Annotated in this window: 21 protein-coding genes; 18 read left to right on the top strand and 3 right to left on the bottom strand. The window is 34.4% G+C overall.

All coding sequences use genetic code 11. The features are described 5' to 3' along the window. Positions 1 to 57 precede the first annotated feature (57 nt). Entirely contained in the window at positions 58 to 696 is a 639-nt protein-coding gene (locus T367_RS0101460; protein ID WP_051568272.1) for a Crp/Fnr family transcriptional regulator, read from the top strand. On the opposite strand, the gene porQ is transcribed toward T367_RS0101460, so the two are convergent. Continuing rightward, a complete protein-coding gene (gene porQ / locus T367_RS0101455) occupies positions 697 to 1,734 on the bottom strand; it encodes a type IX secretion system protein PorQ (RefSeq protein ID WP_027418255.1) in 1,038 nt (345 codons plus the stop codon). A gap of 98 nt (positions 1,735 to 1,832) precedes the next feature. Beyond that, the gene (locus tag T367_RS0101450; RefSeq protein ID WP_027418254.1) at positions 1,833 to 2,351 is read right to left on the bottom strand and encodes a metallophosphoesterase family protein; all 519 of its coding nucleotides are present in this window, start codon (positions 2,349 to 2,351) and stop codon (positions 1,833 to 1,835) included. A gap of 42 nt (positions 2,352 to 2,393) precedes the next feature. On the opposite strand from T367_RS0101450, the gene truA reads away from it, so the two are divergent. Then, the gene (truA, locus tag T367_RS0101445) at positions 2,394 to 3,137 is read left to right on the top strand and encodes a tRNA pseudouridine(38-40) synthase TruA (protein WP_027418253.1); all 744 of its coding nucleotides are present in this window, start codon (positions 2,394 to 2,396) and stop codon (positions 3,135 to 3,137) included. 1 nt (position 3,138) lies between these two features. Here the strand turns inward: truA and T367_RS0101440 are convergent, their stop codons facing one another. Next, positions 3,139 to 3,441 (bottom strand): hypothetical protein, encoded by a 303-nt coding sequence (locus tag T367_RS0101440; protein ID WP_316930841.1) that lies wholly within the window; start codon positions 3,439 to 3,441, stop codon positions 3,139 to 3,141. A gap of 107 nt (positions 3,442 to 3,548) precedes the next feature. Between T367_RS0101440 and def the strand changes: the two genes are divergently transcribed. The 16 genes from def to T367_RS0101360 all read left to right on the top strand — a co-directional run bounded on the left by def (position 3,549) and on the right by T367_RS0101360 (position 18,434). After that, the gene (gene def / locus T367_RS0101435; protein ID WP_027418251.1) at positions 3,549 to 4,148 is read left to right on the top strand and encodes a peptide deformylase; all 600 of its coding nucleotides are present in this window, start codon (positions 3,549 to 3,551) and stop codon (positions 4,146 to 4,148) included. 11 nt (positions 4,149 to 4,159) lie between these two features. After that, positions 4,160 to 4,726: a tetratricopeptide repeat protein gene (locus tag T367_RS0101430; protein ID WP_027418250.1), complete on the top strand. Its 567-nt coding sequence runs from the start codon at positions 4,160 to 4,162 to the stop codon at positions 4,724 to 4,726. Positions 4,727 to 4,741: 15 nt separating this feature from the next. Next, positions 4,742 to 5,734 carry a polysaccharide deacetylase family protein gene (locus T367_RS20975; protein ID WP_051568270.1) on the top strand — a complete coding sequence of 331 codons (993 nt, stop codon included), beginning with the start codon at positions 4,742 to 4,744 and terminating at the stop codon, positions 5,732 to 5,734. Beyond that, positions 5,731 to 6,618: a hypothetical protein gene (locus T367_RS0101420; protein ID WP_027418249.1), complete on the top strand. Its 888-nt coding sequence runs from the start codon at positions 5,731 to 5,733 to the stop codon at positions 6,616 to 6,618. Before T367_RS20975 ends, T367_RS0101420 begins: the two co-directional genes overlap by 4 nt. Continuing rightward, positions 6,619 to 7,338: an SDR family NAD(P)-dependent oxidoreductase gene (locus T367_RS0101415; RefSeq protein ID WP_027418248.1), complete on the top strand. Its 720-nt coding sequence runs from the start codon at positions 6,619 to 6,621 to the stop codon at positions 7,336 to 7,338. Continuing rightward, positions 7,331 to 7,990, top strand: coding sequence for a uracil phosphoribosyltransferase (upp, locus tag T367_RS0101410; protein ID WP_027418247.1), 660 nt, complete (start codon positions 7,331 to 7,333; stop codon positions 7,988 to 7,990). Before T367_RS0101415 ends, upp begins: the two co-directional genes overlap by 8 nt. A gap of 2 nt (positions 7,991 to 7,992) precedes the next feature. Next, positions 7,993 to 8,469 carry a hypothetical protein gene (locus tag T367_RS0101405; protein WP_027418246.1) on the top strand — a complete coding sequence of 159 codons (477 nt, stop codon included), beginning with the start codon at positions 7,993 to 7,995 and terminating at the stop codon, positions 8,467 to 8,469. Continuing rightward, entirely contained in the window at positions 8,469 to 9,161 is a 693-nt protein-coding gene (locus T367_RS0101400; RefSeq protein WP_027418245.1) for a YjjG family noncanonical pyrimidine nucleotidase, read from the top strand. Before T367_RS0101405 ends, T367_RS0101400 begins: the two co-directional genes overlap by 1 nt. A 125-nt stretch (positions 9,162 to 9,286) precedes the next feature. Further along, positions 9,287 to 10,645: a Na(+)-translocating NADH-quinone reductase subunit A gene (locus tag T367_RS0101395; protein WP_027418244.1), complete on the top strand. Its 1,359-nt coding sequence runs from the start codon at positions 9,287 to 9,289 to the stop codon at positions 10,643 to 10,645. Positions 10,646 to 10,675: 30 nt separating this feature from the next. Further along, the gene (locus T367_RS0101390) at positions 10,676 to 11,884 is read left to right on the top strand and encodes an NADH:ubiquinone reductase (Na(+)-transporting) subunit B (protein ID WP_027418243.1); all 1,209 of its coding nucleotides are present in this window, start codon (positions 10,676 to 10,678) and stop codon (positions 11,882 to 11,884) included. Positions 11,885 to 11,886: 2 nt separating this feature from the next. Further along, positions 11,887 to 12,594 (top strand): NADH:ubiquinone reductase (Na(+)-transporting) subunit C, encoded by a 708-nt coding sequence (nqrC, locus tag T367_RS0101385; protein WP_035842004.1) that lies wholly within the window; start codon positions 11,887 to 11,889, stop codon positions 12,592 to 12,594. A gap of 10 nt (positions 12,595 to 12,604) precedes the next feature. Beyond that, the gene (locus T367_RS0101380; RefSeq protein ID WP_051568268.1) at positions 12,605 to 13,288 is read left to right on the top strand and encodes an NADH:ubiquinone reductase (Na(+)-transporting) subunit D; all 684 of its coding nucleotides are present in this window, start codon (positions 12,605 to 12,607) and stop codon (positions 13,286 to 13,288) included. 11 nt (positions 13,289 to 13,299) lie between these two features. Further along, on the top strand, positions 13,300 to 13,917 hold the full coding sequence (gene nqrE, locus T367_RS0101375; protein ID WP_027418240.1) for an NADH:ubiquinone reductase (Na(+)-transporting) subunit E: 618 nt from the start codon (positions 13,300 to 13,302) through the stop codon (positions 13,915 to 13,917). Positions 13,918 to 13,929: 12 nt separating this feature from the next. After that, complete coding sequence (nqrF, locus tag T367_RS0101370; protein ID WP_027418239.1) at positions 13,930 to 15,231, top strand: NADH:ubiquinone reductase (Na(+)-transporting) subunit F; 1,302 nt, start codon at positions 13,930 to 13,932, stop codon at positions 15,229 to 15,231. Positions 15,232 to 15,493: 262 nt separating this feature from the next. Continuing rightward, positions 15,494 to 16,792 (top strand): glycosyltransferase family 87 protein, encoded by a 1,299-nt coding sequence (locus T367_RS0101365; RefSeq protein ID WP_027418238.1) that lies wholly within the window; start codon positions 15,494 to 15,496, stop codon positions 16,790 to 16,792. A 154-nt stretch (positions 16,793 to 16,946) separates the two neighbouring features. Next, entirely contained in the window at positions 16,947 to 18,434 is a 1,488-nt protein-coding gene (locus tag T367_RS0101360) for a hypothetical protein (RefSeq protein ID WP_035842001.1), read from the top strand. Positions 18,435 to 18,466: the final 32 nt, after the last annotated feature.

Below are 18,466 nucleotides of genomic sequence, written 5' to 3'. Positions count from 1 at the left end.
GCCTACTTTTATCAGGACATGACACATGACACTAACGACTAATATCTTATTTACATTATGGATCTACAGTTGACTTTACAAAATAAATTTAACCCAATATTTGAAGTAAAACTAATTGAAGAAATGGCTCAAAACGCCAGTTTAGTCAAAGTTAAAGCGGGTGAAATTCTAATCGATATCAATCAAACAATTGCAGTCATGCCTATTGTACTTGAAGGGGCCATTAAGATTCTTCGGGAAGATGAGGATGGCAATGAATTGTTCTTGTATTATATCGAATCGGGTTCGACTTGCGCAGCATCTATCACTTGCTGTATGAATGATCAAAAAAGTAATATTCTTGCAATTGTAGAAGAAGATGTCACCTTTTTAAGCGTTCCAATCGCCTATATGGATGAGTGGATGGTTAAATATAGCTCATGGCGGAAATTTATTTTATCTAGCTATGCGATGCGTTATGACGAGTTATTAGAAATTGTGGATGTATTGGCTTTCAAAAAAATGGATGGTCGTATTCTGAACTACCTTTCAGAGACTGTTAAACTCAATAAGACATCTACAGTCGAAATTTCACATCAGGCTTTGGCATATAATCTGAATACTTCACGTGAAGTTGTATCACGCATTCTTAAACAGCTTGAGAAAAAAGGAATGGTAAAATTAAGTAGAGGTGCAATTCAATTGATGGAATCGTAATTATCGAATCCACTCATTAAAATTGGTACGAATACCAAATACATTGGTCGTTCCTGCAGCAGAATTAAAAGCAATGGCATAATTAAAGGCGAATCGTTTCACTTTAAAACCGAATCCCATTGAAAATCCACTCAATCCTTTTCGGTCAACTATTCCCAATCCATATCTTTGTTGAAAGTTAAATCCTACTCGGATGTTAAAATTTTCAGTCGCTAAAAACTCAGCACTGAAATTCGTGTGATATCCTAATTTTTGCACAAATGTTGCCGAAGGAACAGGAATCGTATCATTTGATAATTCATCAATTGTTGGTTCCAAACTTGGATCATTATAAGTTAAATCCCAATTCGTAACATCCTTATAAATTAAACCTAAACGTATAGGTGCATGTTCGAATTTATAGGACATACCGGCTAACACTTCAATTGGCAACGGTTCATTATTATCAGATGTATATCCCTTAAATTGATAGCCTATATTCCTTGCCAATAATGTCACTGTAAAATTCTTTTCTTCGTTAAAATAAGTCGCTGAAACATCTGCTCCAATTCCCATTGCCGTATAGGATTCATAATGAGATAAAATCATATTAATATTTCCACCGATAGAAAAATACTCATTGATTTCCTTACCATACCCTATACCAATATCATAGTCACCCGCTGTAAAAGTTCCTTGATCAACACCTGTCTCATCTGTTCGTTGAAATTTACCGTAAGCGACATAACGCAAATGACCTGTAAACACACCCAAATCTTTTATCTTTTTACCGTAAGCCAACATACCATAATTAATACCTGCTGGATAAAAAAAGTGATTCAAAGAAAGGTTGCCATCCATTTTTTCAGTAATCAACGAAGGATTAGCAACGGCAAGATCAATATCATTGTCTTTAACTGCAATAAAATCTCCACCTAATCCTACTGACCGTGCATTAAAATCTAAATCTAAAAATTGAAAACTATTTGTACCTCCAACTTGTGCTGCCAGATTTTGACCAATAAGAATTAAACCAAGTAGGTAGATTATTTTTTTCATTCAGTATAAAATTAAGCATTAAAAATGCTTTAGAATCGCATTACAAACGAATTCAAATATAATTTATTTTAAGCGAAGTAATAATTGTCTAAACTTTTTTAATCGAAATCGGGGATAGAACTCGTTCGCGGTCCTATTTCTATCAGTTCCAAATTTTCAATTTTCCCAGCATTCAATTCGAACCGCATCAATGTTTTTACTTTGTGAAATCCGTGAAATCCGCAAGCCCCAGGATTGAGCCAAAGGCTATTTATACTTTTATCAAATTGCGCCAAAGCAATATGCGAATGCCCACAAATAAATAATTGAGGTTTACTTTTTTGAATCTCAGCATAGGCCTCCTTATTGTATTTATAAGGTTTCCCTGCGATATGCGTCATTAATACTTTTACGCCTTCAACTGTAAACTCATTCACTTTTGGCCAAGTAGCACGTACGTCGGTATTGTCAATATTACCATAAACACCTCTTGTAGGTTTGAATTTTTCTAATTCATCAATCAATTCAATCTTACCCAAATCACCGGCATGCCAAATCTCATCAACATCCTTAAAATAAGTAAATACTTTAGGATCTAGATAACTATGTGTATCCGACATGAGACCAATTTTTTTCATCGCTTTGTTTTTAATACTTTTGCACGACTTTAAATCATGCATTTGAAACGGTATTTTATAGAACTATCCTACAAAGGAACGAATTATTTTGGTTGGCAAATTCAACCGAATGCAATTACTATTCAAGAAAAAATCAATCAAGCACTTACGCGCATCAATCATAATCAGCCTTTAAATATTGTTGGTTGCGGTAGAACAGACACTGGCGTTCATGCGAGTAAATACTTCGCGCATGTTGATATGGAGATAAAACTTGAATTGGACGTCTTACTATTTAAGCTGAATTGTATGCTTCCTTCAGACATCGTTTTACATAAAATTTGGGAAGTACCCAATGATTTACATGCACGATTCAGCGCCAAAAGTAGAACCTATCATTATTATATTCATCAACAAAAAGATGCTTTTATCAATGATACCTCTGCTTTATTTGCACATGAACTTGATTTGGATATCATGAATGCGGCAGGAGAATTTTTAAAGTCGCAGCAAAATTTCAAATCGTTTAGTAAAGTTCCTTCAGAGAAAAGTAATTATCTATGTGAATTAACATTTGCCAAATGGACACGGATTAACGATCATCAAATTCAATTTACAATTACTGCCAATCGCTTTTTAAGGAATATGGTTCGTGCAATTGTTGGAACAATGTTAGACCTCGGTCAACACAAAATCACATTGAATCAATTTAAGGAAATTGTTGCAGAACAGGACAGGAATAAAGCAGGGAAATCAGCATTGGCAGGTGGCTTATTCTTAGCCGACATTGAATATGATGAGGATTAAACTATGCTTTTTTATTAGGAATTAATCTTAAAATTAAAGACAGTATCAATAAAAGCCATGGCGCACCGTGCATTGCTAAATCAAACCAATCAGCACTCTGCATCGGTTGTTCACCCGAGAATGCTCCACCACCAGCTATCCATTGTAGCTTACCCCAAATATGAGGCGGTGTAAAAGGTGCCAGTCCTAAGGTTAAACTCGCAATTAAAAAAAGTGATGTATTTTGTTTTATCCAATTCATACTACAAATATACTCTTCAGTTAAGAATACTATTGTAGCAGATATCACAATTGAATATCCCAATTAATATAGATTTGACATATTTTAATAAAGAAGCCGCTCTAAATCACATAAATCAAGCTTAAAATCTAATAATTTCAACTATTTTTGTAAAAAATCAAGATTAAGAAATGATATTACCGATTGTAGCGTACGGATCACCGATATTAAAAAAAGAAGCAGAAGAAATTGAGCAAAACCATGAAGGTTTAGCCCAGTTGATTGAGAATATGTTTGAAACAATGTATGAAGCAAGTGGTGTTGGATTAGCAGCTCCACAAATCAACCAATCTATTCGAGTTTTTATTGTTGATGCTTCTCCATTTGCTGAAGTTGAAGAAGGTGAAGAACCGGACCCGATGGCAGCAGGATTAGATGGATTTAAAAAAGTCTTTATCAATCCTATCATTGAAGAAGAGTCAGGAGAGGAATGGGCATTTGCGGAAGGTTGTTTAAGCATTCCTAAAATTCGTGAAGAAGTAATGCGCAAACCCAAAATAAAAATTTCTTATTACGATCAGGATTGGAATTATTTAGAAGAGGAATACGAAGGTTATGCTGCACGAATTATTCAACACGAATATGACCACGTTGATGGCATTTTATTCACAGACCATTTAAGTCCTTTAAAAAAACGAATGCTTAAAAAGAAATTGATCAATATATCAAAGGGAGAAGTTGATGCACCTTACCGCATGAAATTTCCACAAATAAAAAAAGGTAACCGTTAATATTTATCAAAATGAAAATTCAAACTATTATTATTCCGATTTGTTTAAGTTTATTATTCTTTGCTTGTGCAGGAGAAGCTGATAAACCAACTGAACCTGTTGAAAAAGAATTGAACAAGGACAGTTTAACAAATGTAATTAATACCCTTGAAGAACAAGTGATGTCAAACGGAGGTGTGCCTGATAAAACACTATTTAGTAAAGCGATTAATGAATTTCAAAATTACGCGCTATTATTTCCAGAAGATCCAATTTCTCCGGAGTACTTGCTAAAAGCTTCTGATTTTTCACACAGCATTCAAAAGCACGAAAAGAGTGTTAAAATATTAGATAGAATCATTGCTGAGTATCCTGATTTTGACAGAATAGAATCCGTTAAATTTGTACGTGCAAGTCATATCGATTTTGAATTAAGAGATACAACACGAGCAAAAGAGGCATACACTGCTTTTATTGCAGAATATCCGAACTCTGAATTGGTTGGAAATGCTCAAAGTAGAATAGATAATATTTCACTTGACGCAGAAGCTTTAATTGAAAAATTCATGAAAGAGCAAAAGAATACTAGCGCGCAATAAGATGCTTATAGCCGAATGAAAATTTTTATCACTTACGATTACGAACTTTTTTTTGGCCATCCTACAGGTTCTGCAGAGAAATGCATCATTGAACCAACAAATCAAATTCTTGCCATTGCCGAGCGAACTGGAATAAAAATGGTTTTTTTCATCGATACAGGTTATTTAAAACAGCTTGAAAATTATCGAAATCAATTCCCAAAAGTAGCAAAAGAACACGATTTGGTTAAAGAGCAAATCCAGAACCTCACCACCAAAGGTCATGATTGTCAATTACATATACACCCACATTGGGAGGATGTAAAACACAATGGTGAAAATTGGGAAATGAATACCAGTCGCTATAAGCTAGACGACTTTAACGACGATGAGATTGTCAAAATCGTTCAAGAATACCACACTATTTTAAGTCGTTGGACCAATCAACCTATCCATTCATACAGAGCTGGAGGTTGGTGCTTACAACCTTTTAATCGAATTGAAAAAGCTTTTTTAAATGTAGGTCTTAAAATAGATTCTACTGTTTTTAGAAATGGCAAGTTTACTGCCGGGAATTATTATTACGATTTTACAGATATCCCCAATAAATCAAAATGGAAATTCCAAGATGATTTATGTAAAGAAAATACAAATGGTGCCTTTTGGGAATATCCGATATCAAACCATTTTTACAAGCCCCTTTTCTTTTGGAGACTTTTCATTTTAGGTCGTTTACAACCAGACTTGCACAAACCAATTGGTGATGGCTTTCCTATGCCTTCACCAGGAATGCGAAAAACAATGTTGACAAAGGGCATGAATTTATCAGCTGGAGTAGATGGTTATTTTGTGACCAAATTGGACAAAATCATTAAGCAGAATAAAGCAAAAGGATTTGAAGAGACCATTATTATCGGTCACCCAAAAGCCAATACAAAGTTCGCCTTAAAACGTTTAGAAAAATTCATTAATAAACATAAGAATAAAGATACCTTTTTAACGTTTCAATCTATAGCTGAAGAATTATGAAGTTTATAGAACGGAAGGCAATTGATTCCTTAAAATGGGATACGCGCATCCAACAAGATGCCATTGAAAATATATTTCTTTACAGTTGGTATTTAGATGCAACTGCAGAAAATTGGGGTGCTTTAGTATCGAATGATTACAAAACCATTCTACCTATCCCCTACACCATCCGCCTTGGTGTTCGACAAATGTATCAACCTGTTTTCACGCGTGAAGTGGATATTATTGGTGATGACTTTAACTGGGAGGACGTTTATAAATATCTACAAACACATTTTAAAGTAATAGCATTTAGACATCAACACAAACTATCCATAGATCAACCAATAAGTCGTAAATACCAATACATCAACATCGGTGATGATTTTGCGGCGCAATTCAAAACCAATGCCAAACGATTGGTAAAAAAAGCGGATAAAGTTCTGGAATACGAATCGAGTGATAATATGGAAATATTAATTGATCTATTCAAGGATAATGTTGCCCATAAAATTGAATCCTTTGGCGAAAATGAATTGGTCCACTTACATCAATTATTAAATGCGGCGATCAATCATAAAAAAGGACTACTTTATATTGCCAAAGATAATGAAGACAATATTCACGCTGCTGGATTTTTCTTATTTGACAAAACAAAAATCACTTATTTAAAAGGAGCAGGAACAGATGCTGCGAAAAAATCAGGCGCAATGTTCGGTCTTTTCAATTATGTTTTAAATACACATCAATCAAAATTTAAAACATTAGATTTTGGCGGATCCGAAATTGAAGGAGTCGCTAATTTCTTTCGTAAGTTTGGTGCAAGTGATCAAGAATATTTCAGTTACACGCTTGATAATTCACCTTTTTGGTTTAAATTTCTTAAAAAATTGAAGCATAGATAAATGAATACAGACAAAAATAAAACCATTCTTATTATTGGCAGCGCTGGAGGATTAGGTACAGAATTGATTCAATATTTTGAAGATAAACTTTATCAATTGGCGCTACATTTCCATGATCAATCTCCAACTTATACTGATAATAATATCAAAACTTACCAAGCAGACATTACAATTGAAAGCGAAGTGAGTGAAATGATCAAAGCGATTTATAAGGATTTTGGTAAAATTGATGTCGTGATTCATAATGCAGGTGTATCACGAAATAATATGTCTTGGAAAACAGACAAAGCAGATTGGGATGAAACAATTGCAGTGAATTTAACAGGACCGTTTTTAGTCAGCAAATACGTGACACCTTATATGCGAGATGCGAATTTTGGACGAATCATTTTCATGTCCTCTGTCGTAGCGCAAACAGGGTTTATTGGCACTGCTGCTTATGGAGCTTCAAAAGCAGGACTAATCGGCCTAACAAAAACATTAGCGAAGGAATTGGCCAATAAAAACATTACCGTCAACTCAATTGCATTAGGGTATTTCAATGCTGGAATGATCAATGATGTTCCATTGGACATGCAAGAACAACTCAAAACGCAAATTCCAGTAGGCAAACTAGGCAACCCACAAGATTTAGCAGCATTGATTGCCTTCATCATTTCAGACGAATCAAATTACTTAACGGGACAGGTACTTAATTTAAATGGCGGATTATATGCCTAACCATACAATTGTTAACTTGAGTGAAACAGATGCTATTTTACAGCATTATATGAATGAAGTTCGAGACGAGAAGATACAATTGGATCAAATGCGATTCCGTAAAAACTTAGAGCGTATCGCATTTTTAATTGGTTATGAAATCAGTAAAAAACTAAGTTATAAGGACGTAATAACACAAACTCCTTTGGGTAAATCCAATGGAAGAGAATTACAAGACACAGTCGTGATTGCATCCATTTTACGTGCAGGATTGACAATGCACAACGGTTTATTAGACTTGTTTGACAAAGCCGAGAACGCGTTTATCTCTGCCTATCGCGAAGCGAGAGAAGACCATGTCGTAAATGTAAAAGTCGAATATAAAGCAGGACCTTCTTTAACGAATAAAACATTAATAATTGCAGATCCGATGTTGGCTACAGGACAATCCTTATGGTTAGCATATTTAGCTTTAATCAAGAATGGTCAACCCAAGAAAATATTTGTATTAGCTGCATTGGCGAGTGAAGAAGCCATTCATTTTTTAAAACAAAATTTACCAGAAAACATTGAGATTTGGGTAGGAGACATCGATCCACTTATCAACGAAAAATCATATATTGTTCCTGGTTTGGGAGATGCAGGCGATTTGGCCTATGGTACAAAAATATAGGCATGCGGTATATCTATACATTAGGATTCATATTAGGAACATTTAAGTTTCTATTTTCACATTGGTCAATTCACGTTGCGGCTTTAGGGAATGATATTGAGTTGACTTTCTTTCAGCTTTTTATTCCAACTACTGCAGGAGCACTAATTACAATGATTATTTTCTATTTTTCGAGTGAAGCACTCATGAAAAGGGCTGCTATAAAACGAAACATTGCCTATCACAATGCTTTAGCTGCAGGCTTACCTTATGTCGAGAAAAAGAAATTCACTTATTTGAATAAAAAAATCGTCAAAATTAAGAATGGCATTGGTATTTATGGCATTACCTTTTTAGCACCACTATTTCTTTCAATCCCTATTGGTTCAGTAATTTGCGCCAAATTCTATCGCCACAAAAAAAAGACATTTCCTTTAATGCTTTTTACAGTTATAGGCTATAGTTTTTTAATGAGTTTTATAATTGCAATCATATTTTAATGCAACATATCCGTCATATTTTTTTTGATTTAGATCATACACTTTGGGATTTTGAAAAAAACTCAACTGAAGCATTGAACGAATTATATCCATTATTCGAATTAGACAAAATAGTTCCAGATCAAGCCCATTTCATGCGGCTATACAAAGATTTTAACCGAAAGTATTGGGTTTTATACAACCATGGAAAAGTAGACAAATACGAAGTTCGATTGAACAGATTTAAGGATACATTTATGCACTTCACCGGCGATCCACATGTTGACTTATCTAAAAAATTAAGTAGTGCTTATTTGGCTAGAAGTCCTTATAAAACTAATTTATTCCCTGCGGCACATTCCACTTTAGCTTATTTACAAGAAAAGTACACCTTACATATAATCACCAATGGATTCATTGAGGTGCAACATTTAAAATTAACAAACTGCGATTTAACCCAATATTTTGAGGTTGTACTTTGTGGTGAAGAAATAGGAACAAACAAACCACATAAATTAATTTTTGAAACAGCTTTAAATAAGGCTAATGCTTTATCGGCCGAATCATTAATGATTGGTGACAACCTTGAAGCAGATATTTTGGGAGCACAAAACGCTGGGTTTGAAACAATCTTATTCAATCCAAACAAAGAGAATTTAACGATTGATTCGATCCAAATAAATCATTTAGAAGAACTTCAAAAACTCTTATAATCAAGACAAATCGATAAAACCTTATTTAGAATCATTCTAAAATAAATAATTGTCTTTTAAAACGTTTCAAATATGTCAACAGATTTCTATTTTTGTCGCTTAATCTAATTAATTCCATAAAGGATATGTCCAAGACTATCAAGATAAGGAAAGGCTTAGATATCAAATTAATTGGTGAGGCTGACAAAGTGAAAGCTACTGTTTCCGCTCCAATATTTGCAATTAAGCCACCTGATTTTCACGGCCTGGTGCCAAAAATGACCGTAAAGGCTGGAGACAAGGTGAAAGCCGGCTCTATAATTTTTACTAATAAGTATCAAGAAGAAGTGAAGTTCGTTTCTCCTATTTCTGGAGAGATTGCTGAAATTGTTCGTGGTGAAAAACGTAGAATATTAGCGGTAACCATCAAACCTGATGCTTCGAATGAAGCCGAATCTTTCGGCAAAATCGATCCTTCTAACATGGACGGTGAAGCTGTAAAAGCAGCGTTATTAGCGAACGGATTCTGGCCATTTATTAAAATGCGTCCATTAGATATCGTAGCTAATCCATATGACAAACCAAAAGCAATCTTCGTATCTGCGTTTGATTCGTCACCTTTGGCTCCTGATTATGATTATATCTTACACGGTGAGAATGATGCGTTCCAAGCAGGATTGACAGCTTTGTCAAAACTGACTGAAGGAAAAGTACATTTAACGGTAAGAAGTGATATGAATATTGACAGTACTTTCACAAGTGCTAAAGGTGTTCAAATCAACAAGATCAACAGTAAACATCCAGCAGGAAATGTCGGTACACAAATTCATCATATTGATCCTATCAATAAAAATGAAATTGTATGGACAGTGAATGCAATAGACGTTGCTTTAATCGGTCGTTCATTATTAGCTGGTCAATTTGACGGTTCTAGAACGGTTGCATTAACAGGGTCGGAAGTTAAAAAACCAAAATATATTAAAACAGCTATTGGAGCAAATATTGCAGCAATAATTGAAGATAATATTGAAGGTGATAATGTACGTTATATCAGCGGTAATGTATTGACTGGTGATAAAGTAGAAACAACAGGTTTTTTAGGTTTTTACCACAATCACGTCACCGTTATTCCTGAAGGGAATGAATCTAAATTCATGATTACCAAAGGTTGGTTAAGTCCAGGACTTAGTAAATTCTCAATCAATCGTTCATATTTTTCATGGTTAATGCCAAATAAAAAGTACAATCTAGACACCAACTTAAATGGTGAGGTTCGATCTTTTGTGGTAACTGGAGAAATGGAAAAAGTATTCCCTTTTGATATCTATCCTATGCAGTTAGTTAAAGCAACGATGTATAATGATATTGATTTAATGGAAAACTTAGGTATTTACGAAGTAGCACCAGAAGATTTTGCTTTATGCGAATTCGTTTGTACTTCAAAAGTTAGCATCCAAAAATCGATTAGAGGTGGATTGGATGTGATCCAGGAAGAATGTATGTAATTTGAATCATAAAATTGAACTGATATAACAATGAAGTCTTTAGAAAATTTAATGCGCAAGTTTGAGCCTACCAAGGACAGCAAGTGGGCAAAGTTTCATCCGGTATGGGACGCTTTGTACACTTTTGCCTTTACGCCAAACGAAACGACGCACAACGGAGCACATATTCGTGACGGTATTGACCTTAAACGAACAATGTTCACAGTAATCATTGCTTTAATTCCATGTCTTTTATTCGGTATTTACAATACTGGTCACTGGCATTATGTTGCACTAGGTGAAGCTGGTGGATATATGGATTTTTTCGGTGATAAATTAATTTACGGTTTATTACAAGTCTTACCAATTGTCATCGTATCATACGGTGTTGGTTTAGGAGTTGAATTTATCTTCTGTATTAAAAACCAACATGCTATCCAAGAAGGTTTCTTGGTATCTGGTATGTTAATTCCACTTATCGTTCCTGCTGACATTCCTTTGTGGATGGTTGCAGTAGCTACAGTATTTGCTGTTGTGCTCGGTAAAGAGGTGTTTGGTGGAACAGGAATGAATATCGTAAACATTGCCTTAACTGCTAGAGCATTCCTATTCTTTGGTTATCCAACAATGATGTCTGGTAACAAAGTATGGATGTCTGGAATTGCTGAAGCTGGTGATAAAGTTCCAGAAGGCGTTACAGGAGCTACACAATTAGGAGATCTTGCATCCTTCACATTCCCGCAAGAGGAATGGACCTTCCAGTCAGGTATTAGTGGTTTCACTGATCACTGGAGTATTTGGGATTCATTTGTTGGAATGATTCCTGGATCAATCGGAGAAACTTCTGTAATTGCTATTCTAATTGGTGCTGCTATTCTATTATATACAGGTATCGCAAGCTGGAAAATCATGACTTCTTTTGTATTGGGTGGTCTTGCTGTAGGTTTCTTAGCAAACACATTTGCTGTTAACCCTTATATGGAATTAGATCCTTTACACCATATGGTAATCGGTGGTTTTGCATTCGGTGCTGTCTTTATGATAACCGATCCTGTAACAGCCTCACAAACCAGCACGGGTAAATATATCTATGGATTCTTAGGAGGTGCATTATCAATTACAATTCGTGTATTCAACGGGGCTTACCCTGAAGGAGTAATGATGGCTATTCTATTCATGAATATTATGGCACCGATGATTGATCACTATGTTGTTCAATCAAATGTTAAACGAAGATTAAAACGACTTAAAACCGCATAATCATGGCAGTAAATAAAGATAAGAATAGTTATACGTTCCTATTTGCCATCATCATGGTGGTAATAGTAGGATCTTGCTTGGCTGCAATTTCTATGGGATTAAAACCCGCACAAGAAAAGAACCAAGTGGTTAAAAAGAAAATGGACATTTTAAATGCCATTAAAATTCAAGATGTATCGCGTTTAAACGCTATCGAATTATACGATAAGTACATCTTAGAAGACGAATGTATTGTATTAAATGAAAAAGGAGAAATCACTGGTGCAGTTGCTTTTGATGTCGACATTCAAAAAGAATACAAAAACAAAAATTTACCAGTTGCTGAAAGACAATATCCTTTATATGTAGCTGAAATTGATGGAAGCAAAAAATATGTAATTCCAGTAATCGGTTCAGGATTATGGGGACCAATTTGGGGTTATATTGCTGTATCTGAAGATAAGAAAACTATCTTCGGTGCTACTTTTGATCACAAAGGAGAAACACCGGGATTGGGTGCTGAAATCAAGCAGTCTTTCTTTACTAATCAATACGACAATGAAACTATTTCTGAAGACGGAAATTATAAGAAGATTAAAGTCGTAAAAGATGGTAGCGGTACTGAGCCTCAAAAAGTAGATGGAATTACTGGAGGAACGATTACTTCAAAAGGTGTTGAAGAAATGGTTGACCGAACATTGCAAGTTTATGTAAATTACTTTAATAAATAATTGATTGATCATGAGTGAAAATCAAGAAAAAATAAAAGCACCAAAAGAGCCATTGTTTTCTAAGAAAAACAAACGATTGGTGATAGAACCTTTAAATGATAATAACCCGGTTACATTACAAGTATTAGGGATTTGTTCGGCTTTGGCAATTACAGTGTCTATTGAGCAAGCCTTAGTAATGACTGGTTCGGTATTCTTTGTATTAGGTTTAGGGAACGTAATTATTTCAATGTTGCGTAATTTAATTCCTTCTCGAATTCGAATTATTGTTCAATTGGTTGTTGTAGCAGCTTTAGTAATTATTGTAAATGAAATCTTAAAAGCATTTCTACCTGACATGGCAGAGAAACTTTCGGTATTCGTTGGATTAATTATTACGAACTGTATAATCATGGGACGTTTTGAAGCATTCGCAATGGCGAATAAACCATGGCCTTCTTTCTTAGATGCTGTTGGTAATACTTTAGGATACGGATTTGTTTTGGTACTCGTTTCTCTTATGAGAGAGATACTAGGAGCAGGTAAATTCTTTGGTATTCCATTATTCGGAGATAGAATTGAAAATACAGGTTTATACAAATTGGGGTATATGGATAATAACTTCATTATTCTAGCACCTTTTGCCTTATTTGCAGTTGCCATTATTATTTGGGTACAACGTGCCAGAAACAAATCATTAATTGAAGAACATTAATTTAGACGGACATGGTAGATTATATTAACATTGCCTTAAAAGGTATATTTATTGAGAACATGATTTTTGCCTACTTCTTAGGCATGTGTTCTTATTTGGCCGTTTCAAAAACGGTAAAAACAGCAGTAGGTTTAGGTGCAGCAGTAATCTTTGTATTAACTGTTACCGTTCCTGTTAACTGGTTGTTAGAAAATTATGTATTGCAAGCTGGAGCTTTGTCTTGGTTAGGTGATGAATACGCAACAATGGATTTAAGTTTCCTTTCATTCATTATGTTCATTGCGGTAATTGCTTCAATCGTTCAGTTGGTTGAAATGTTGGTTGAGAAATTTGCTCCTGCACTTTATGGTGCATTAGGTATCTTCTTACCGCTTATCGCCGTTAACTGTTCTATATTGGGTGGTGCTTTATTCATGCAAGAAAGACAGTATTCAACTATTGGTGAGGCAACAACTTTCGCTGTTGGTTCAGGAATTGGATGGTTCTTAGCAATTGTTGCAATTGCAGCAATCAGAGAAAAAATAAAATACTCAAATGTACCTGCACCTTTAAGAGGATTAGGAATTACATTCATCATCACTGGTTTGATGGGAATAGCATTCATGAGTTTTAGTGGAATTAGTTTATAATAAGGAGTAAGAATGGGACAAGTTGTTATAGTTACAGTAATCGTTTTTGCAATAATCACACTTTTGTTAGTGAGTTTATTGCTATATGTTAAAGCTAAAATTTCACCTGCGGGTAAAATAAAAATTACCATTAACGGAGATCACGTTTTAGAGGTTGACGGCGGTAATACTTTATTGAGCACACTAAGTAATAATGGTATCTTTTTACCATCTGCTTGTGGCGGTGGTGGAACATGTATCCAGTGTACTTGCCAGGTGAATTCTGGTGGTGGTGGAATTCTACCTACAGAAGAACCTCATTTCTCTCGTAAGCAAATTGCTGACAATTGGAGATTAGGTTGCCAAGTAAAAGTAAAAGAAGACATGGAGATCCATGTTGAGGAAGAAGTATTGGGTGTAAAAGAATGGGAAGCAAAAGTAGTTTCAAACTACAATGTTGCAACTTATATCAAAGAATTCATTGTTGAGATTCCAGAAGATATGGATTACAAAGCAGGTGGATATATCCAAATTAAAATTCCTAAATGTGTTGTAAAATTCTCTGAAATGGATGTTACAGCACATCCTCAAGATCACCCAGGTGAACCTAAAAAATTCGAAAAAGATTGGGCTGAAGGACCATTTGCATTGCGTAATTTAGTAATGAAGAATGACGAAGAGGTTGTTCGTGCTTACTCAATGGCTTCTTACCCTGCTGAAGGAAGAAAGATTATGTTGAATGTGCGTGTTGCCGCTCCTCCTTTCGACCGTAAAACTGGTACTTGGATGAATGTTAACCCTGGTGTTGCTTCTTCTTATATCTTCAACTTAAAAGAAGGTGATCCAGCTATTATTTCAGGTCCTTATGGTGAATTCTTCATCAACGATTCTGACGCGGAGATGTTATATATCGGTGGTGGTGCAGGTATGGCACCAATGAGATCTCACTTATATGAATTATTTAAAACGATCAAAACTGGCCGTAAAGTAACTTATTGGTATGGTGGTAGATCTAAAGCTGAATTGTTCTATATCCACTACTTTAGAGATCTAGAAAAAGAATTTCCAAATTTCAAATTCTATATGGTATTGTCTGATGCATTGCCAGATGACAATTGGGTAGCGAAGAAAGATATGGATGATCCTAATGGAGACGGATTCGTTGGATTCGTTCACCAAGCAGTGATCGATCAACAATTGTCTAAGCACGAAGCTCCTGAAGATATAGAATTCTATTTCTGTGGACCACCAATGATGAACCAAGCGGTTATAAAAATGTGTGATGATTGGGGAGTTCCACCAGAGAACGTAAGATTTGATGACTTTGGAGGATAATTAATCTTCCTTTATAAAATATAAAAAACCAACCTGTCTACGGTTGGTTTTTTTTTTGTCTTATATTTTTAATCTATGATACAAACACTTGTAGTTTTTAAGTTTAATATACTACAGTATCTCATACTATTGTCCGCTTTCTCAAAATTCCTAAAACTTGGTAATCTAAATGAATAATAAATTATAATATTGTCGAAATCAAATTCTTATCCTAAATTCGTACTTCTTTATAAAACACTAAATTACCGCATCACATTGAAACATGGATAACAATAATTCATTCAAAAGCAAGCTGGTCAATAATAAAAGGCATATTGTAAATACTGTACTTGTTATTTTTTCATTGGCATTGATTTATGAGATAATCCGTGATTCATTGAGACCTTCTGATTTTGATGGCTACGTTCGTGCAGGAAACGCAGTGCTAAGTGGGCGATTTATTTATGCCGATCATTTTAATACTTGGCCTCCATTATTTTCAATTTTCAGCGTTCCCCTAGCTTGGGGAGATAGTATAAGTTTTTTTATTGTTCGGTTTGTTTGGAATTTAGGAAGTCTTATGGCTATGTTGGGAACTATTCTACTAACTGTTTCTATTTGTTTTCAGGAATCTATTCAACAAACTCGGAAACGTACTTTGTCCCTTTTACGGAATCCAATTGTGCTCATTCCTTTAGTTATTATGTTGCGTTATATATTGGATAATATGGCAAATGTTCAAATCAATATATACTTACTCTTTTGTTCTGTCTTGAGTATCTACTTATTCATCCATAAAAAGTTTGCTTGGGCAGGACTGTTAATTGCATTAACAATATCACTGAAAGTTTACACCATATTTTTCTTACTCTACTTTATTTATAAACGTGCTTATCGTTTAGTAGGGTTCACTTTTGTATTCATCATTGTTTTGAATTTTATATCCTTATTAGTTTATGGATTTCAAAATGCACACGACTTATATCTTCATTGGTTAACAATTAGCACCGAACAAGCCTATACAGCTATTCATAGAAATCAATCACTCTTTGCGATGTTCTTCCGATTTCTAACAACCGAGGATCCAGAGCAAAGTATGTACGTCAATTTTATGAATTTAAATCCAGAAAAAGTAAGAACAATGGTTTACGCCTTTATAGCTCTCATAGGAATTATACCTCTTATATTATTCAGAAAAAAACACGCCAAAACAGATCATTTTCAGGCTATCCTCGAATATTCAATAGTTTTCACCGTTATACCATTATTAACACCTATTTCGTGGAAAGCTTATTTCATATTTTTATGGTTCCCTTACTTCGTTCTTTTTTTAATTCTTTTTAAGTACAAACCAACAATCAAAAACACCCAACTAAACATTCTAAAAGGAATGCTATTTGGATCTATTTTACTTATTGTATTTTCAACGGAATTAATTGTTGGACGTTATGTTTCAGACTGGTTGGAAGCTTATTCGGCAATCACAATTGGAACCATTCTATTAGTTGTCATACAATTTATGATTTACATAAATCACCACCAATTTTCAATAAAAAGTTTAAATAACAATCAAGATTTGTAGTTGAGAACTTATAACATTCTTTGAAACCAATCTAATAAAGTCAAGTGAGTATTGAAACTTTCGTACTTTAAAGCTTTAATCTTTTTTATGCATTTGATTATAATAGAAATTAATGCTTAATTTAAAAAAATAAAAAAAACGACTGAACACGAATATGCGCGAATTTTTCTCTGTCAATAGAATCATTATTCTTTGTGTATTGGGATCAATTATAAGGCTAATATTTGGATATATCTATACACCTTGGCAGCAAGCGCCTGATCATTTAGCATGGGAAATTATCATTGAGCAGGGTAACCTACAATATGATCACTTAATTCATTACCCGCACGAAGGGGGTAGTTTTTTAATTTCATTACTCGGACAATTCATTGAACTGTTCACAAATATTAGTTCATTGACAATTTCAGCTTTTATACTCGACTTTGTCATTCGTTTCATTCAAATAAAAATTGTTAAAAAAATTTTCAACATTAAAATAGCCACACTGTTTGGCGTATGGACAGTTTTTGCCACACCGACCATAATTCCTTGGGGAACTGTAAATTTTGGCTTACACGCCCTCTCTGCTATTTTTCCTTTCCTCCTATTATTATTACTTCATCAAAAAAGAGACACGATAAAACATCACATTCTATGTGGAGTTTTCTTGGGTGTCGCCTTATGGTTTTCATATATTAATTTAATCTTAATCCCGGCATTCTTTCTCTATCGTTTGATGAGTCGCACCGACATAAAGAGATTGCTCTACTCTCTTTTAGGGTTCATAGGTGTAATAATACTCCATATTTTAGTTAGAAAGTTTTTAGACGCCGGTTTCCAGTTAAACGAATTAGGATTAACCTCTATCAGAGGAGTTGATTTTTCAATACATGATATTGATATCCTAAACCGACTTACGAATCTCCCTACAGTAGTTGCTAATTCAACATTAGCCATCCCACAATCAAACCTCTATATGCCATCATTGAGGTTACTCTACTATTTCGTTTTTATCGTGGCTTGTATTGGCATGATCATTTATCATAAAAAAAACAATTTTGCTTATAGTAACTATATGATCATTCCGATTATCATTTTCTTTTTAGTTGTTTATACATTCAGTCCATTTTTTGAATTAAGAGATATGGGTAGCTATATCTATTTTAGACATTTAACTTACATCTTACCATTACTGTCGCTATTTATTATTGCTGGTTTGTCATCTTATCGCTACAAGGTGATACTTATTGCTTTTTTTATTCTAGGTATGGTAAGAACGGGACAATTATTCACAACTCAAATATCACCTAAAAGTGATGGCATAACAAAAGCTGCAGGATGGATAATTGGAACGAAGTTAGGACACGACGCAAAAGCAATTGTTACAATTATTGAAGATAATCCCGATTCAAAGATTTTATTAAGGCAAGGTGTCGGATGGGGAATTTCCGCATCCTTATTATTCGACAATGACAATTTAGATAAAATCGAGGCTGAAACAAAACTTATAGAATTGGTTGAATTAATTAGCACATACCCAAAAGCCTATCAAATCGATTTACTTGAGGGAGTCAAATTCTCTTTTAATGAAGGCTTAACACCTCGATTAAATCCAGAATTGCGTCTAAAAATTGAGCAAATAGTCAATAGTAAGAAATAACCATTCTTTTTCCATAAATATTAAACAAAATA

The sequence above is a fragment of the Crocinitomix catalasitica ATCC 23190 genome, assembly GCF_000621625.1.
Classification (GTDB): Bacteria; Bacteroidota; Bacteroidia; order Flavobacteriales_D; family Crocinitomicaceae; genus Crocinitomix; species Crocinitomix catalasitica.
The sequence above is the reverse complement of the archived record's forward strand: the minus strand, read 5'-3'. Positions and strand labels throughout refer to the sequence as shown.

Bases quoted from the DNA above. Each gene is read 5' to 3' on its own strand.
- T367_RS0101460 (WP_051568272.1), top strand. From the start codon at position 58: ATGGATCTACAGTTGACTTTACAAAATAAATTTAACCCAATATTTGAA.
- porQ (WP_027418255.1), bottom strand. From the start codon at position 1,734: ATGAAAAAAATAATCTACCTACTTGGTTTAATTCTTATTGGTCAAAAT.
- T367_RS0101450 (WP_027418254.1), bottom strand. From the start codon at position 2,351: ATGAAAAAAATTGGTCTCATGTCGGATACACATAGTTATCTAGATCCT.
- def (WP_027418251.1), top strand. From the start codon at position 3,549: ATGATATTACCGATTGTAGCGTACGGATCACCGATATTAAAAAAAGAA.
- T367_RS0101430 (WP_027418250.1), top strand. From the start codon at position 4,160: ATGAAAATTCAAACTATTATTATTCCGATTTGTTTAAGTTTATTATTC.
- T367_RS20975 (WP_051568270.1), top strand. From the start codon at position 4,742: ATGAAAATTTTTATCACTTACGATTACGAACTTTTTTTTGGCCATCCT.
- T367_RS0101420 (WP_027418249.1), top strand. From the start codon at position 5,731: ATGAAGTTTATAGAACGGAAGGCAATTGATTCCTTAAAATGGGATACG.
- T367_RS0101415 (WP_027418248.1), top strand. From the start codon at position 6,619: ATGAATACAGACAAAAATAAAACCATTCTTATTATTGGCAGCGCTGGA.
- upp (WP_027418247.1), top strand. From the start codon at position 7,331: ATGCCTAACCATACAATTGTTAACTTGAGTGAAACAGATGCTATTTTA.
- T367_RS0101405 (WP_027418246.1), top strand. From the start codon at position 7,993: ATGCGGTATATCTATACATTAGGATTCATATTAGGAACATTTAAGTTT.
- T367_RS0101400 (WP_027418245.1), top strand. From the start codon at position 8,469: ATGCAACATATCCGTCATATTTTTTTTGATTTAGATCATACACTTTGG.
- T367_RS0101395 (WP_027418244.1), top strand. From the start codon at position 9,287: ATGTCCAAGACTATCAAGATAAGGAAAGGCTTAGATATCAAATTAATT.
- T367_RS0101390 (WP_027418243.1), top strand. From the start codon at position 10,676: ATGAAGTCTTTAGAAAATTTAATGCGCAAGTTTGAGCCTACCAAGGAC.
- nqrC (WP_035842004.1), top strand. From the start codon at position 11,887: ATGGCAGTAAATAAAGATAAGAATAGTTATACGTTCCTATTTGCCATC.
- T367_RS0101380 (WP_051568268.1), top strand. From the start codon at position 12,605: ATGAGTGAAAATCAAGAAAAAATAAAAGCACCAAAAGAGCCATTGTTT.
- nqrE (WP_027418240.1), top strand. From the start codon at position 13,300: ATGGTAGATTATATTAACATTGCCTTAAAAGGTATATTTATTGAGAAC.
- nqrF (WP_027418239.1), top strand. From the start codon at position 13,930: ATGGGACAAGTTGTTATAGTTACAGTAATCGTTTTTGCAATAATCACA.
- T367_RS0101365 (WP_027418238.1), top strand. From the start codon at position 15,494: ATGGATAACAATAATTCATTCAAAAGCAAGCTGGTCAATAATAAAAGG.
- T367_RS0101360 (WP_035842001.1), top strand. From the start codon at position 16,947: ATGCGCGAATTTTTCTCTGTCAATAGAATCATTATTCTTTGTGTATTG.